Origin of the sequence: Chryseobacterium salivictor (assembly GCF_004359195.1) — a bacterium.
Lineage (GTDB): Bacteria > Bacteroidota > Bacteroidia > Flavobacteriales > Weeksellaceae > Kaistella > Kaistella salivictor.
This window is the reverse complement of the sequence record NZ_CP037954.1, coordinates 928655-943693: the sequence shown is the minus strand read 5'-3', so window position 1 is coordinate 943693 and position 15039 is coordinate 928655. Positions and strand designations below refer to the sequence as shown.

Annotated in this window: 15 protein-coding genes; 9 read left to right on the top strand and 6 right to left on the bottom strand. The window is 37.8% G+C overall.

Annotation, left to right across the window (positions count from 1 at the left end):
- The first annotated feature begins 163 nt into the window (after positions 1-163).
- The 3 genes from miaE (at position 164) to NBC122_RS04345 (ending at position 2862) form a co-directional block, all read left to right on the top strand.
- Positions 164-700 carry a tRNA-(ms[2]io[6]A)-hydroxylase gene (miaE, locus tag NBC122_RS04355; protein WP_133439205.1) on the top strand — a complete coding sequence of 179 codons (537 nt, stop codon included), beginning with the start codon at positions 164-166 and terminating at the stop codon, positions 698-700.
- Between the two features lie 73 nt (positions 701-773).
- Positions 774-1397: a DUF502 domain-containing protein gene (locus NBC122_RS04350; RefSeq protein WP_133439204.1), complete on the top strand. Its 624-nt coding sequence runs from the start codon at positions 774-776 to the stop codon at positions 1395-1397.
- A gap of 88 nt (positions 1398-1485) precedes the next feature.
- Positions 1486-2862 carry a tryptophanase gene (locus tag NBC122_RS04345; RefSeq protein WP_133439203.1) on the top strand — a complete coding sequence of 459 codons (1377 nt, stop codon included), beginning with the start codon at positions 1486-1488 and terminating at the stop codon, positions 2860-2862.
- Between the two features lie 113 nt (positions 2863-2975).
- Here the strand turns inward: NBC122_RS04345 and NBC122_RS04340 are convergent, their stop codons facing one another.
- Both NBC122_RS04340 and msrB read right to left on the bottom strand, forming a co-directional pair.
- The gene (locus NBC122_RS04340) at positions 2976-3158 is read right to left on the bottom strand and encodes a CPXCG motif-containing cysteine-rich protein (RefSeq protein ID WP_133439202.1); all 183 of its coding nucleotides are present in this window, start codon (positions 3156-3158) and stop codon (positions 2976-2978) included.
- Positions 3159-3182: 24 nt separating this feature from the next.
- Complete coding sequence (msrB, locus tag NBC122_RS04335; protein WP_133441054.1) at positions 3183-3677, bottom strand: peptide-methionine (R)-S-oxide reductase MsrB; 495 nt, start codon at positions 3675-3677, stop codon at positions 3183-3185.
- 116 nt (positions 3678-3793) lie between these two features.
- Here msrB and NBC122_RS04330 point away from each other — a divergent pair, with 116 nt between their 5' ends.
- A complete protein-coding gene (locus NBC122_RS04330) occupies positions 3794-5038 on the top strand; it encodes a DUF445 domain-containing protein (RefSeq protein ID WP_133439201.1) in 1245 nt (414 codons plus the stop codon).
- Between the two features lie 37 nt (positions 5039-5075).
- Here NBC122_RS04330 and NBC122_RS04325 read toward each other — a convergent pair whose 3' ends face one another.
- Positions 5076-6083 (bottom strand): quinone-dependent dihydroorotate dehydrogenase, encoded by a 1008-nt coding sequence (locus NBC122_RS04325; protein ID WP_133439200.1) that lies wholly within the window; start codon positions 6081-6083, stop codon positions 5076-5078.
- A gap of 90 nt (positions 6084-6173) precedes the next feature.
- Between NBC122_RS04325 and NBC122_RS04320 the strand changes: the two genes are divergently transcribed.
- The 4 genes from NBC122_RS04320 to NBC122_RS04305 all read left to right on the top strand — a co-directional run bounded on the left by NBC122_RS04320 (position 6174) and on the right by NBC122_RS04305 (position 11090).
- Positions 6174-6668, top strand: coding sequence for a hypothetical protein (locus NBC122_RS04320; RefSeq protein ID WP_133439199.1), 495 nt, complete (start codon positions 6174-6176; stop codon positions 6666-6668).
- A gap of 105 nt (positions 6669-6773) precedes the next feature.
- Positions 6774-8315 carry a glycine--tRNA ligase gene (locus tag NBC122_RS04315; RefSeq protein ID WP_133439198.1) on the top strand — a complete coding sequence of 514 codons (1542 nt, stop codon included), beginning with the start codon at positions 6774-6776 and terminating at the stop codon, positions 8313-8315.
- 96 nt (positions 8316-8411) lie between these two features.
- Positions 8412-9551, top strand: coding sequence for a serine hydrolase domain-containing protein (locus NBC122_RS04310; protein WP_133439197.1), 1140 nt, complete (start codon positions 8412-8414; stop codon positions 9549-9551).
- 318 nt (positions 9552-9869) lie between these two features.
- Positions 9870-11090 (top strand): aminotransferase class V-fold PLP-dependent enzyme, encoded by a 1221-nt coding sequence (locus tag NBC122_RS04305; protein ID WP_133439196.1) that lies wholly within the window; start codon positions 9870-9872, stop codon positions 11088-11090.
- A 63-nt stretch (positions 11091-11153) separates the two neighbouring features.
- Here NBC122_RS04305 and bcp read toward each other — a convergent pair whose 3' ends face one another.
- Positions 11154-11606 carry a thioredoxin-dependent thiol peroxidase gene (gene bcp / locus NBC122_RS04300; protein ID WP_133439195.1) on the bottom strand — a complete coding sequence of 151 codons (453 nt, stop codon included), beginning with the start codon at positions 11604-11606 and terminating at the stop codon, positions 11154-11156.
- A 32-nt stretch (positions 11607-11638) separates the two neighbouring features.
- Here bcp and NBC122_RS04295 point away from each other — a divergent pair, with 32 nt between their 5' ends.
- Complete coding sequence (locus tag NBC122_RS04295) at positions 11639-12256, top strand: endonuclease III domain-containing protein (RefSeq protein ID WP_133439194.1); 618 nt, start codon at positions 11639-11641, stop codon at positions 12254-12256.
- Between the two features lie 39 nt (positions 12257-12295).
- On the opposite strand, the gene NBC122_RS04290 is transcribed toward NBC122_RS04295, so the two are convergent.
- Positions 12296-12649: a response regulator gene (locus NBC122_RS04290; RefSeq protein WP_133439193.1), complete on the bottom strand. Its 354-nt coding sequence runs from the start codon at positions 12647-12649 to the stop codon at positions 12296-12298.
- Between the two features lie 7 nt (positions 12650-12656).
- Positions 12657-14897, bottom strand: coding sequence for a PAS domain-containing sensor histidine kinase (locus NBC122_RS04285; RefSeq protein WP_133439192.1), 2241 nt, complete (start codon positions 14895-14897; stop codon positions 12657-12659).
- Positions 14898-15039 lie beyond the last annotated feature (142 nt).

Below are 15039 nucleotides of genomic sequence, written 5' to 3'. Positions count from 1 at the left end.
ATGTTATTGTTGATAATTCAACATTTGTGCCATATTTAAGAATTAACTTCAGTTAAAATTTAATTAAGTTTATTTTTTAATAATTATAAATAATTTAATGCACTATTTTTTATTCATTAAATTTACGCAAAAATTCAATCCATGTTTAAACTGAGGGGCAAATATTGCAGAAGGAAATTTAGAGGAGATCCTTACCGATCATGCCTGGTGTGAGCAGAAAGCCACTACGAATGCGATTACAATCATCACCATGTGCCCGGAATACCCTGAAATCGTTACGGAGCTTTTGAAAATTGCACAGGAAGAATTGGAACATTTCCAAATGGTTCATGAGATTATTAAAAAGCGCGGTTATGAATTCGGCCGGGAACGCAAAGATGATTATGTAGGACAGCTGTTCAAATTCATTGTGCAGGGAACCCGAAAGGAATATATTATCGACAGAATGCTTTTTGCTGCCATGATTGAAGCCAGAAGTTGTGAACGGTTTAGGGTTTTGACAGAGAATATTAAAGATGAAGAACTCAAAACATTCTATAAAGATCTGATGATTTCTGAAGCCGGACATTATACTACCTTTATTGGTTTTGCAAGACAGTTGGGGGACGTTGAAAAGGTAAATCAGCGTTGGGAAGAATGGCTCGATTATGAAGCAGAAATCATTAAATCTTATGGTAAAAAAGAAACCATTCACGGTTAATATTTTTAGGAAAACCCATTAAAAATTTACCTATTTTTACATCATAATTTTCTAATGATTACCAGCACCGCGCATGATACCCAAACAACGATTTGAACAGATACTGAATACTTTCGCAAAATCCTTTTTTCAGGGTTTATTAATTATAGGACCGTTTGCCTTAACGATTTGGATCATTTGGTATATCGTTTCAAGTATTGATAATATCATCCCGGCAATATCCCAACAGTTTTATCCGGGAATCACTTTTCTGATCGTTATTTTCTCGACCACTTTAATCGGTTATCTGGGAAGCAAATTTATAATCGGTCGTGTTGTGGTCGATACATTCGATTATATCCTGGAACATACGCCCGGAATTAAATTCATCTACACTTCGCTGAAAGACGTGATGACTTCTTTCGTAGGCGATAAAAAAAAATTCAATCAACCCGTGCTCATCAAAACCTCAGATAATCCTGATGTTTGGCGCATCGGTTTTTTGACCCAAAGTGATCTTTCATCCGTAGGTTTTCCTAATTATGTATCGGTGTATCTGCCTCATTCTTACGCAGTTTCTGGCTGGGTAGTTTTCGTTTTGGCAAGCAATATTGTTACTTTAGAAAATGTAACTGCCGCGCAGGCAATGAAGTTTGCCGTGAGTGGGGGAGTGGCCGGTTTCCATTCTGATGATAATGTTTTTAAAGCGCCGGAATGATTGGTAATCAGTAATAATCAATGAACCGACTTTTCGTTCTTTGATTAAATTTATTTTAAATTACTCATTACCAATTGTTTACAACTTTATGAAACTTCCTTACGCAGAACCCTTTAGAATAAAAATGGTTGAAGAAATTCGCCAATCAACAAAAGAAGAAAGAGAAGAATGGCTAAAGAAAGCCAACTTCAATTTATTTAATTTAAAATCTTCCCAAGTTTTTATCGACCTGTTAACCGACTCCGGAACTGGCGCAATGAGCGACCAGCAATGGGGAGCAATGATGACCGGTGACGAAAGTTATGCAGGCTCCCGAAGTTTTGACAAACTGCACGAAACCGTTCAGAATATCACAGGTTATCAATATTTACTTCCGACACACCAGGGACGCGCCGCAGAAAATGTTTTGTTTTCTGTTTTGGTAAAAGATGGTGATATTGTCCCAGGAAATTCCCATTTCGACACCACAAAAGGGCATATTGAAATCAGAAAAGCGCACGCTGTTGATTGTACCATTGACGAAGCTTTTGACATTGAAAATCCTCATCCTTTCAAAGGAAATATTGATTTGCAGAAATTAGAAAACGTTTATAAAAGGTATCCAAAAGAAAAAATTCCATTTTGTTTAATTACCATTACGTGTAATTCTTCAGGCGGACAACCGGTTTCCTTAGAAAACATGAAAGCCGTAAAAGAACTTTCAGACCGTTATGGAATTCCAATCTATTTCGATTCTGCGAGATTTGCGGAGAATGCTTATTTCATTAAAATGAGAGAAAAAGGGCAGGAAAACAGAACCATTAAAGAAATTGCAAAAGAAGCATTTTCTTACGGAGTGGGAATGACCATGAGCTCTAAAAAAGATGGCCTGGTAAACATTGGTGGATTTATCGCTTTGAATGATGCTGAGATTTTCAAGAAAGCATCGAATTTCACCATTATTTTTGAAGGGTTTATTACCTATGGCGGAATGGCAGGAAGAGACATGGCCGCTCTGGCCGTTGGTTTGAATGAAGCCACTGAATTTGAATATCTGGAAAGCCGTATTTCGCAAGTAGAATATCTGGGAAATAAATTAATAGAATTCGGGATTCCGGTGCAGAAACCAATTGGCGGCCATGCAGTTTTCATCGATGCTCTCGGATTTTTACCTGATGTTCCGAGAGAAGAATATCCGGCACAAACATTAGCGAACGAAATTTACAAAGAAGCCGGAATCAGAACCGTAGAAATCGGGACTTTATTGGCCGACCGCGATCCGGAAACACGTGAAAACCGTTATCCAAAATTAGAGTTGGTTCGGCTGGCAATTCCTCGTAGAACATATACTAATAACCATATGGATTATATTGCGGTGGCGATCAAAAACGTTTACGACCGAAGAGATGAAATTAAAAAAGGATACAACATTGTTTGGGAATCTGAAATCCTAAGACATTTTACCGTAGAATTAGAAAAAGCTTAAATTTTCGCTTTTTTCTTTAAATAAAAAACCTCGGCTTTCGTCGGGGTTTTTGCTTTCTAAGATTTATTTCTTTTCAGAATAGATCATATCAATTCATGCTTTTTGCTCAGAATTTACTGCTCAATATTCACAGCATCAAAGCCTACCAATTCCTCGTTTTCAAAACGCACGTGCAATTCTATCGGATTACAGCAAACTTCACAATCTTCGATATAGGTTTGATTGGAAACCGAGGGATCCAAAAGCGCAGAAATTTCTTCCCAACAGTATGGGCAAGTATAAAAATATTCTAACATGATCTGTGGTAAATAACGTGATTCCTACTTTGCGGCTTTTTCACTATCTCCCACAAATTCCAAACTGACAGAATTCATGCAATACCGCGTTCCTGTCGGGGCTGGGCCGTCATTGAAAACATGACCTAAATGAGAATCGCACCTTTTGCATAAAACTTCAATTCTTTCCATTCCGTAGCTGGAATCTCTTTTGTAAGCCGTGCCTTCTTTATCGGCTTCGAAGAAACTTGGCCAGCCGCAAGTAGAGGCAAATTTGGCATCTGAACGAAACAGATGATTTCCGCAAACTGCGCAGTAATAGTCGCCTTTTTCATCATACACATTATATTTTCCTGTGCCGGGTCTTTCGGTCGCAGCTTCGCGGGCAACAGCATATACATCAGCCGGCAGTATTTTTTTCCACTCAGAATTGGGGACGTTCAGTTTGGTACGGTCTGTCCGGGAATAGTATGGATTATTTTTTGTAGTTGAATTTTCCATTGAGGTAGATTTTTCGGGTTGTTTAACTTGAGAACACATTTGCAGCGAAAGGCAAACTAATATCGACAATATAATTTTCATAAATTTTACAATAAATTTTTTGTGAAACTGAATCAATTTAAGTTTTGCGAGTCAAATTTAGTACATTTGAAACAATGAATGATACAGAAAAAAAGATACAGCTAAGAAAGTACAAAATGTTTGCCACCGGACTCTTCGTTTTGATGGCCATTGTTTTTGTGATGATGACGATTTTGGAAAAGAAAAATCCTGCCCATTGGATCGGCTATATCCGTGCGTTCTCAGAAGCGGCAATGGTGGGGGCTTTGGCTGATTGGTTCGCGGTTACCGCACTTTTTAACTATCCACTTGGGATTAAAATTCCGCACACCAATTTAATTGAAAACAGCAAAGAAAGAATTGGCGATAATCTCGGAAATTTCGTGGTTGATAATTTTCTTTCACCCCAAAATATCCGTCCTTATATTCAGAAAATCAAGGTTTCACATTTTGTGGGAGACTGGCTTTCCAAGGAGCGCAATCAGGAAAATTTAATGAAGGAAGTTTCGGGTATCATTCTGAATATTTTAAATAAACTCGACGATACCGAAGTCGTCAATTTCATTGGCAAAAAGGCGAAAGAAATGGCTGAGGATTTAAAGATCAATGAAATCATCGGCAACGGACTTGAATATATTCTCGACAAAAAAGACCATCAAAGATTCATCACCAATTTATCCAAACAAATCAAAGAATATGTCCTGAATAACCAGGAAATGGTGAAAGAACGGGTAAAAAGTGAGAGTTATTTTTTGATTCCGAAGTTTGTTGATAATAATATTGCCGACAAAATTACCAGTGGACTTTCAAAATTTTTCGAAGAAGTTGAACTCGACCAAAATCATTCTCTACGACACGAAATCACGCAGAAACTCTATTCTTTTTCCAAAGAAATTAAAACGGAAGACAAATGGGTTTCAGAATTCCGAAACGTTAAAAATGACTTTCTAAAAGATGAAAAAATCTTGCAGTATTCCACCGACATTTGGAATTCCATCAAAAAATCTTTAATGAAAGAGCTGGAAGAAGAAAATTCGGCTTTGAAAAATTACATCAGAAAAAACCTGAATGAACTTTCCCAAAATCTACAGACCGATGAAGTTTTTCAAAATAAAATTGACCATTGGATTCGCGTGACCGCTTACAAATACATCCTGAAAAATACGCATCAGTTCGGCGCATTAATCAGTTCTACCGTCGGAAAATGGGAAGGAAAAGACCTGAGTAAAAAACTGGAACTGGAAGTGGGAAAAGATCTGCAGTTTATCCGCGTAAATGGAACTTTAGTCGGCGGTTTAGTCGGTTTGATTATTTATACGGTGGTGAATTTTTTCATTTGATGGAGAGCGCTGTTAGAGCTTAAAGCTCTAACAGCGCTTACATTTTCTCCAAAATCTTTTGATTAATTTCATGAATCAATTCCGGTCCTTCATAAATAAATCCTGTATACAATTGCACCAAACTGGCGCCGGCTTCTAATTTCTCTAAAGCATCTTCCGCAGAATGAATTCCTCCAACTCCGATAATGGGAAAAGCTTTTCCGCTTTTTTCGGAAAGAAATCTGATGACTTCTGTAGAACGTTTTGCTAAAGGTTTTCCGGAAAGGCCCCCGTTTTCTTTCTTATTTTCTGAAATTAAATTCTCGCGCGAAAGGGTCGTGTTCGTCGCAATGACTCCGGCGATCTGAGTTTCTTTCACGATATCGATAATATCTAAAAGTTGGTCATCGCTTAAATCCGGTGCGATTTTCAAAAGAATCGGTTTCGGTTTTTCCTTTTTTGAATTTAATGCCTGCAGCGTGCCGAGTAACTTTGTTAAAGGTTCTTTATCCTGAAGTTCCCGAAGATTGGGCGTATTCGGCGAACTCACATTCACCACGAAATAATCGACAACCGGAAATAATTTTTCGAAACAAATGATATAATCATTTGCGGCATCTTCATTGGGCGTAACTTTATTTTTACCGATATTTCCGCCGATGAGCACGTTTTTATTTTTTTTTAAACGTTCCACCGCTGCATCTACTCCGCCGTTATTAAAACCCATCCGGTTGATGATCGCAGAATCTTCTTTCAGTCGGAACAGTCTTTTTTTTGGATTTCCCTCCTGTGGTTTCGGCGTTAATGTTCCGATTTCTACAAAACCAAATCCAAGATCGGAAAGTTCGTTGAACATTTTCGCATCCTTATCAAAACCAGCGGCCAACCCAACTGGATTTTTAAACTTCAAACCGAAAACTTCCCGTTCAAGTCTTTTGTCCTCGATAGGTTTTGGAAGAAATATTTTGGTGAGAAAAGGGAAATTCTTTAATAATGAAAAAGTAAAATAATGAACTTCTTCAGGATCGAATTGGAATAGAACCGGACGGATAAAAGATTTGTACATGGAGAAAAGTTTGACAAATTTAATCAAATTAAAAGGATTGAAAGTAATTGACCACAATGAAAATAATTTCTATTTTAGCAAAAAAATTTCATGAAAAAAATTCTATTGTTGGGTTTATCAATTTGTTTTCAAACTGCATTTTCTCAGGTAAGTATGGAGAAAAACCGATTAGTCAAAGACGGAACAAAATACAAGTTCTCTCAGTATGAGCAGGTTTTTCAAAATTCTGAAGCAAGAGATTATTTCAAAAAAGCACGAACCAATAAAACGGCCGGTGAAATTTTTGCTTACACAGGAGGATTTTCACTCGGCTTGGGTATCGCTGAGATGATTGCGCAGGCAAATACAAAAACAGTTTATAATATGTTTGGCGATCCTTACAAGGTAAAGCCGGACTATTCAACCGCCTGGAGTCTCATTGGTACGGGAGTTGGGTTAATTGGGATAGGAATCCCGTTCGCTCTTGCAGCGGATAAAAATGCTAAAAAAGCAATTGAACTTGAAAACGGCGGAACAACGGCTTTTCAACCATATTTCAAATTAGAAAGTGCCGGAAATGGTTTGGCTCTGAGCTATAATTTCTAAAAAAAATCACTTAAAAAATAGATAGAGAGACAGATTTAACTTCTGTCTCTTTTGTCATTTATAATCCGTATTAAATTCCCTATTTTTGCATAAATTCTAAAAACGATGGCAAAACAAGAAGATGTTTTCAAAAAATTGATTTCGCACGCGAAAGAATATGGTTTTATTTTTCCTTCCAGTGAAATTTATGACGGTCTTTCGGCGATTTACGATTACGGACAAAATGGAGTGGAACTGAAAAACAACATCAAACAGTACTGGTGGAAAGCGATGGTGCAGTTAAATGATAATATTGTGGGCATTGATACCGCGATTTTTATGCATCCCACGATTTGGAAAGCTTCTGGCCACGTTGATGCTTTTAATGATCCTTTGATTGACAATAAAGATTCGAAAAAACGTTTCAGAGCCGATGTTTTAATAGAGGATTACTGTGCAAAACTGGAAGATAAAGCACAAAAAGAAATCGATAAAGCGGCCAAAAGATTTGGTGAAGCTTTTGATAAAAATGAATTTGAAAGCACGAATCCGCGCGTTTTAGAATATCGGGAAAAACAAAAAACTATTCTTTCGAGAATGGCACAATCTCTTGAAAAAGAAGATCTTGCCGACGTAAAATCTTTAATCGAAGAATTAGAAATTGCTGATCCTGATACCGGTTCAAAAAACTGGACGGATGTTCGGCAATTCAACTTAATGTTCGGAACAAAATTAGGCGCTTCTGCGGATTCTGCGACCGATTTATATTTGAGACCGGAAACGGCACAGGGGATTTTCGTCAACTTCCTAAATGTTCAGAAAACGTCGCGACACAAATTGCCTTTCGGAATTGCCCAAATCGGGAAAGCCTTTAGAAATGAAATCGTTGCGAGACAGTTTATTTTCAGAATGAGGGAATTCGAACAGATGGAGATGCAGTTTTTTGTGCCGCCGGGAACCGAACTGGGTTACTATGAAGAATGGAAGCAGAAACGTTTGAACTGGCATTTGGCATTAGGTTTAGGCGCTGAGAATTATAAATTTCACGATCACGAAAAACTGGCACATTACGCAAATGCTGCTTCAGATATCGAATTTAAATTTCCGTTTGGATTTAAAGAACTGGAAGGAATTCACTCCAGAACCGATTTCGATTTGAGTGCGCACGAAAAACATTCTGGCCGTAAATTACAGTATTTCGATGCGGAAAGAAATGAAAATTACGTTCCTTATGTGGTAGAAACTTCGGTAGGTTTAGACCGTTTGTTCCTGGCAATTTTCTCCAACTGTCTGAAAGATGAGGTTTTAGAAGATGGTTCAGAAAGAACAGTTCTTTCACTTCCTCCGGCTTTGGCTCCGGTAAAAGCAGCGATCTTACCTTTAATGAAAAAAGACGGTTTAGGCGAATACGGTGAGAAAATCTTCAATGATCTGAAATATGATTTCAACATGATCTACGAAGATAAAGACAGCATCGGAAAAAGATACAGACGCCAGGATGCAATCGGAACGCCTTTCTGTATTACAATCGACCACGATTCTTTAACCGACAATACCGTGACTTTGCGGGATAGAGATACCATGAAACAGGAAAGAGTTGCTGTTGCTGATTTGCGAAGAATCATTGACGAGAAAACGAATTTCAGAAATTTACTTTCTAAGATTTAAGTCTTTAAAAATATTTTTAATGAGAAGTTCCGGAGCAATCCGGGACTTTTTTATTTTAAAGATAATTAACATTAAATTTGTCATTAAACTCCCGATATGTTACAAAAAATCCTGAAAGGTATTCTTATCTTTTTTGCAGTTTTGATTGCGCTTGCCTATACTTTTGGATATGATTATTTATTCAAAGGTATCCGTGAAACTTATCTGCGCGGTGAAACCGGTTCTTCCATTGATGATGGAGCTTATTTCAAGTCTCACACGATTGCAAAAGGAAATTCAGCTCCCTGGGTGAAAGATTCGCTCTACAATAAAAAGACTTTACCGAAAAGTCTCGTTGAAGATTTAAAACAATCAAAAACAGCTTCTTTTCTCATCATTAAAAACGGGAAATTAGTTCACGAAGAATATTGGGACGGTTATAATCAAAACTCACACACTAATTCTTTTTCTATGGCGAAAGGTATAACGGTGATGCTTGTGGGTAAAGCCATCGAACAGAAAAAGATCAAAAGTTTTGATGAAAAATTCTCCAATTTTTTTCAGAAATATAATAATATAAAATTCGGGAAATCGTTAACGCTCGCTAATTTAGCTGAAATGGAAGCCGGTTTGAACTGGAAAGAAGATTATAACAATCCATTTCTGCCCAACGCAAAAGCCTATTATGGAAAGTCTTTGGAAGAAGCCGTTTTTCTTCGCGACTTTAAAAATCAACCCGGAACACAATTCGAATATCAGTCCGGTGCAACGCAACTTCTGGGTTTTGCCCTGAGAAAATCGATCGATAAAACTGTTGCGCAATATGCTTCGGAAAATTTATGGCAACCGCTCGGAATGGAACACAACGCCACCTGGAATACCGATGATTTCGGTATGGAAAAAACGTTCTGCTGCATCAATTCCAATGCGAGAGACTTTGCAAAACTTGGACAGTTATTTTTAAATGATGGTGAATTTGGTGGGAAACAAATCCTTAATTCAGACTTTATTGAAAAGATGCGGACGCCGACCAAATTATCCGGTGAAGCTTATGGCTCAGGACTTTGGATCAACAATGACGCTGTGGTTAAGCATTATTATTTCCGCGGATTATATGGCCAGTATATCATTGTGATTCCGGAAAAGCAAATGGTAATTGTACGCACAGGAATGGATAAAAGGGAAACTTTTGATGAAAAAGGAAGACCAGTACAAGTTGAGTTTTATGTGAATGAAGTGGTAAAAAACTTTGATTGATAACTTTTATGCTGGGAGAATATTTTAACGCAAAGACGCAAAGTTTTATCAAGCATTCTGTTTAATAAATTAAGATCGCAAAGGCGTTTGACTTCGTCGAATCTTCGATTTCACTTAGCAAAGGGGAATATCAAAACTATCGATCGCATTTTTTTAAAGCGATTTGCAGATCATTTATTTAAAAAGTTGCGTTTTTAAGCGGCAGAAATTTTAGGATTTTGCTATCGTCTTTATTCTTTTTTCTATTCTCTTTACTCTTAAATATAAAGATTATTCAAATTAAATTTCCGTAAATTTGAAGCATTCTAAATAAGCATCATGTTCGACATCCAAAATATTCGCAGTCAGTTTCCTATTCTCACTCAAACCGTTAACGGCAAACCTTTGGTTTATCTCGATAACGGCGCTACTTCTCAGAAGCCGGTTTCCGTTATTCAAAGTTGGGAAAAGTATTATTCTACCATTAACGCGAATGTACATCGCGGAATTCATACTTTGAGCCAGTTAGCGACGGAAGAGATGGAGGTTTCCCGAAGAAAAGTTCAGAAATTCATTAATGCTAAACATGATTTTGAAGTTATTTTTACCAAAGGAACTACCGAAGGAATCAACCTTATCGCCTATGCTTTAACGAATTTGGTTAAGAAAGATGACGAGATCATTATCTCTTATCTTGAACACCACTCGAATATCGTTCCGTGGCAAATGTTGTGTGAAAGAACCGGCGCGAAACTGAAAGTAATTCCAATGGACGAAAACGGAATTCTTCAGCTCGATTTTTTAGATAAAAATTTGAGTGAAAGAACGAAGATTGTTTCTCTTAACCAGGTTTCCAATGCTTTGGGCGTGATCAATCCTATCGAAGAAATTATCGCAAAAACCAGAGCAAATTCAAACGCGATGGTTGTGATTGATGGCGCCCAATCTGTTCCGCATTTCAAAATCGATGTCCAGAAAATGGACTGTGATTTTTTTGTGTTCTCCGGACATAAAATGTATGCGCCGATGGGAACGGGAATTCTGTACGGAAAAGAAGAAATCCTTAGAAAAATTCAACCTTTTCATGGTGGCGGTGAAATGATTGCAACGTGTTCTTTTGAAGAAACGACTTACGCCGATCTGCCTTTTAAATTTGAAGCCGGAACCCCGAATGTTGGCGGGAATATCGCTTTAGGCGCGGCCATTGACTTCATGGAAACTCTCGGTCATGAACATATTCAGACCCATGAAAATGCGTTGCTGGATTACGCTCAGAAAAAATTACTGGAAATTGAAGGTTTAAAAATTTACGGCGAAAAAGCCAATAGAACCGGCGTGGTTTCTTTTAATCTGGAAGGAATCGGTATTGCTTCCGACGTCGGAATGATTCTGGACAAACTCGGCATCGCGGTGAGAACCGGTCACCACTGTACACAACCGATTATGAAATTTTTCAATATTGCCGGTACAGTTCGTGCGAGTTTCGCGGTTTATAATACTTTTGAAGAAATCGATATTTTGGCAGAAGGCGTGAAAAAAGCACAGCGAATGTTGATGTAAAAATTGCCACGAATGCACGGATAAAGAGACTTCGTGCATTCGTGGCGAAAGTTTTGTTTTAATTTAAACGGTTTCGAGAATCTGTTTCGCAGCTTCCTTGGTTTTTACCTTTTCGATAACGCGCGTGCAGCTTCCTTTTTCATCAAAAATAAATGTGGTACGAACGATTCCCATGAATTCTTTGCCCATGAATTTCTTCAGTTGCCAAACACCAAATTTCTCGATGACTTCCTTATTTTCATCGGCGAGTAATGGATACTGGAATCCAAATTTTTCATGGAATTTCTTTTGGGCTTTTACAGGATCTGCAGAAACGCCTAATAATTGGTATCCTTCTTTTTTAAGTTGTGAAAAATTATCGTTTAAATCACACGCTTCTGCGGTACAGCCAGGCGTATTTGCTTTTGGGTAAAAAAATAGGATAAGTTTTTTTCCGGAAAAATCGGATGACTTTACCGTTTCACCGTCCTGATTGATACTTTCGAATTCTGGTAATTGATCGCCTACTTTCAACATAATGTTTAATTTTGTTCAAATTTAGAATTAAAATGACGAAAAAGCAAAGAGCAGAAATAGTGATGACAGAACTGGAAAAATTATATCCCATCGTTCCCATTCCGCTCGACCATAGTGATCCGTTTACTTTATTGGTTGCAGTCGCGCTTTCCGCTCAGACAACGGATAAAAAAGTGAATCAGATCTCGCCAAAACTTTTCGAAGTTGCGGGCAATCCCTTTAAAATGATGGAATTAGAAGTTGATGAAATTAGATATTTAATTAAAGAAATCGGTTTAGCCAATACGAAAGCTAAAAATTTAAAAAGAATGGCTGAACTTCTGGTCGAAAGACATGATGGAATTGTTCCGCAGACTTTTGAAGAACTCGAAAATCTTCCCGGTGTTGGCCATAAAACCGCTTCTGTGGTGATGAGTCAGGCTTTTGGTGTTCCGGCTTTCCCGGTTGATACCCATATTCACCGGTTGATGATTCAGTGGAAATTAACTTCCGGTAAAAACGTGGTAGAAACGGAGAAAGATGCGAAAAAATTATTCCCCCGCGAAATCTGGAATAAATTGCACCTGCAAATCATTTTCTACGGCCGGGAATATTCACCGGCAAGAGGAAATAAGGAAAATGATTTTATTACGAAAATGTTATTTGAATAAATTTTGTCAGCGTGAGATTCTAAAATTCAGGGAGTGGTTTTAATTTAAAAGGCGCTCTACTTTATCGACCAAATCGTCTATCTCAAAAGGTTTAGCCAGAAAATCATCAGCGCCGATCTCGTTGGAGATCTGCGCTGCATCCGGATGAGCAGACATTAACATCACTTTTATGTCTGCAGTTTCGGAATTGTTTTTTATGTCTTTGGTTAAAGTTCGCCCATCAAAACCAGACATGAGCATGTCGGTAATAATTAGTTCAGGCTTAGCATGTTTTAATTTTTCATGGAACTCTGAAGGATTGCAGCATGATTGAATATCGTAACCATCAGCAAGCAAAATGCTTTCGATAAGCTGGCATATATCCTTATTGTCATCAACTATTAATATCTTCATAATTTATTTAATTTTTGAAAAGAGGCAATGAGAAGTAAAATTTACTGCCTTTGTTTTTTTCACTTTCGACCCAGATTTTTCCGTGGTGGCGATCCAAAATATCTTTTACAATGAATAATCCGATGCCAAAACCCGGGAAAGTAACTTCATCCTTACCGGAAACGCGATAAAAACGCTCGAAGATTTTACTTAATTCCTCTTCGTTCATGCCGATTCCAAAGTCTTCGACAGAAACTACCGCACACTTTCCATCAATGAAAAGTTTCACATGTACCTCTTTTTTATTAGGGGAATATTTGATTGCGTTGGTCAGAAGATTATTTAAAACCTGTGTAATCCGGTCTTTATCTGCAAATACTTCGACATCTGACGTATGGCTCAGTTCAAAATTAATCTGATGACTTTGGTCGGCAGCCTTGATGTCTTCTATGGTTTCTGTCACCAGTTTTACCAGCGAAAAATCGCCTTTATGTAAAGGAAGCTGCCCGGATTCGATACGGGAAATATCCAAAAGCTCGCCCATTAACTGATTAAGCTTGTTGATTTGATTTTCGATGGTATTTAAAGAGTTGACCAGAAATTTATCTTCGGAATCGCCGCGCATTTTCTTGAGCAGTTGCACGTAGCCTTTTATGGTGGTGACCGGCGTTTTCAATTCGTGATTGGCAATTTTAATGAAATCATTTTTATGCTGATCAAGCCGCTTCATTTCATCAATATCGGTGCTGGTTCCCACCCATTTCTTTACATTTCCCATTTCATCCAGCTGCGGTGTTGCCCTGCTCAAAAACCACCGGTATTCACCGTTTTTACCTAGAAATCGGTGCTCATAGGTAAAGGGCGTTTTTGTAGTGACACTTTTCATCCAAAGTCTCTGATTTTCAGCTCTTTCATCGGGATGTACAATGCTTAGCCAACCGTCTTCTTCCAGAAAGGTATTGTAGTTTTTGCCGGAATAATCCATGGTGGCCTGGTTAAAATAAGTGAGCCGGCCATCGCTTTCGCCAATCCAGACAATTTGGGGAATGGCATCTGCGAGGAAACGGTATTTTTTCTCGCTTTCTTTAATGCTGCTTTCAAACTCCTTAAGGTCTGTAATGTCCCGCATGGTGCCCGAAATATAAGGTTTACTGCCTTTGTAACTTTCTAAAAGCCTGCCGTATATTTCGATCCATTTCACCTGTCCTTCCCGCAGAATTATTTTTGTTTGATAAAAAAGGTCGCCGGTTTCTTTTGCCTGCTTTAAAGCTGCGGCACGAATTTTCAGATATTTTGGGTGAATATGACTTTCAAAAACTTTAGAATCAATTGTTTCTGTATCGGCATCATATCCTAAAATGGATAAAAACCGGGGAGAAAAATTATATTTTTGCTGCGTTTCATAATCCATATCGAATTTGCCTAATTTGGTAGCATCCAGAGCCGTATTTAATTGATGATGGCTTTCCTGTAGCAGTATTTCATTGTTTTTTCTTTCGGTAATATCCTGCATTACGCCAAGCATTCTGGCCGGTTGGCCTTTTTCGTCCGGGAATATTTTACCGTTGGTAAAAACCCATTTTAAATTTCCTTTTTTATCGATTATTCTGGCTTCATATTGATATTTACCCGTTTTCAAAGCACGTTGAAAAGCTTTATCTACAATATTTATCCGGTCATATTCTACAAGATGTGTTCTTAATTTAAGATGACTGATTTCATCATCATTTTCATATCCGAAAATTTGAGAGAGGTAAGATGAATGAATAATTTCGGAATTTTTCAAGTTTAAATCCCAGGTCGCTGTATGTGAGCTTTCGGTTGCCAATCGCAGCCTTTCTTCCTCGTCCTTTATTTTGTTCCGGATGCCTACCAAACCTGTTACTTCTATCGCCACTATTGCAAAGCACTGCAATTCACCGCACTCGCTGTAAATAGGTTGATAGACAAAATTGAAAAAAACATCCTGTAAAACGCCCGCACGCTTTAGTTTTATACTGTGCTCAGGGGAGTAAAACGGCTCTTTGTTTTTTTTTACATGATCAAAGATGGAAAGCAGCTGAATTTCAGTTTCGGGAAAAATATCGAACATTTTCTTTCCCAATACTTCCTGCCTCGTTTTCTGAACAATATTAAGCCATTCATCATTTGCAAATTCGAAGACATAATGCTCATTTACCAATGAAAATCCAAAAGGTGTTTTTTGCAGAACATTCTCCAGAACATTCTCTTTCAACGAGATTGGAATTTGAGGAAAATTGGCTTTCATATAAGTTGAATTTTAACTGGTAAAAATACTCATTTATTTACTATTGCCTTAAACTATTTTAACTTTCTTTATAGAATAAAACCCTTTCTGTTTCGATTTCAGAATTCACTTAAAACACTGTGCTAATTGCAGATACTGTCAG

What these genes read in the sequence shown, in the direction of transcription:
- NBC122_RS04350 (WP_133439204.1), top strand. Translation starts at nt 774, where the DNA reads ATGATACCCAAACAACGATTTGAACAGATACTGAATACTTTCGCAAAA.
- NBC122_RS04345 (WP_133439203.1), top strand. Translation starts at nt 1,486, where the DNA reads ATGAAACTTCCTTACGCAGAACCCTTTAGAATAAAAATGGTTGAAGAA.
- NBC122_RS04340 (WP_133439202.1), bottom strand. Translation starts at nt 3,158, where the DNA reads ATGTTAGAATATTTTTATACTTGCCCATACTGTTGGGAAGAAATTTCT.
- msrB (WP_133441054.1), bottom strand. Translation starts at nt 3,677, where the DNA reads ATGTGTTCTCAAGTTAAACAACCCGAAAAATCTACCTCAATGGAAAAT.
- NBC122_RS04330 (WP_133439201.1), top strand. Translation starts at nt 3,794, where the DNA reads ATGAATGATACAGAAAAAAAGATACAGCTAAGAAAGTACAAAATGTTT.
- NBC122_RS04325 (WP_133439200.1), bottom strand. Translation starts at nt 6,083, where the DNA reads ATGTACAAATCTTTTATCCGTCCGGTTCTATTCCAATTCGATCCTGAA.
- NBC122_RS04320 (WP_133439199.1), top strand. Translation starts at nt 6,174, where the DNA reads ATGAAAAAAATTCTATTGTTGGGTTTATCAATTTGTTTTCAAACTGCA.
- NBC122_RS04315 (WP_133439198.1), top strand. Translation starts at nt 6,774, where the DNA reads ATGGCAAAACAAGAAGATGTTTTCAAAAAATTGATTTCGCACGCGAAA.
- NBC122_RS04310 (WP_133439197.1), top strand. Translation starts at nt 8,412, where the DNA reads ATGTTACAAAAAATCCTGAAAGGTATTCTTATCTTTTTTGCAGTTTTG.
- NBC122_RS04305 (WP_133439196.1), top strand. Translation starts at nt 9,870, where the DNA reads ATGTTCGACATCCAAAATATTCGCAGTCAGTTTCCTATTCTCACTCAA.
- bcp (WP_133439195.1), bottom strand. Translation starts at nt 11,606, where the DNA reads ATGTTGAAAGTAGGCGATCAATTACCAGAATTCGAAAGTATCAATCAG.
- NBC122_RS04295 (WP_133439194.1), top strand. Translation starts at nt 11,639, where the DNA reads ATGACGAAAAAGCAAAGAGCAGAAATAGTGATGACAGAACTGGAAAAA.
- NBC122_RS04290 (WP_133439193.1), bottom strand. Translation starts at nt 12,649, where the DNA reads ATGAAGATATTAATAGTTGATGACAATAAGGATATATGCCAGCTTATC.
- NBC122_RS04285 (WP_133439192.1), bottom strand. Translation starts at nt 14,897, where the DNA reads ATGAAAGCCAATTTTCCTCAAATTCCAATCTCGTTGAAAGAGAATGTT.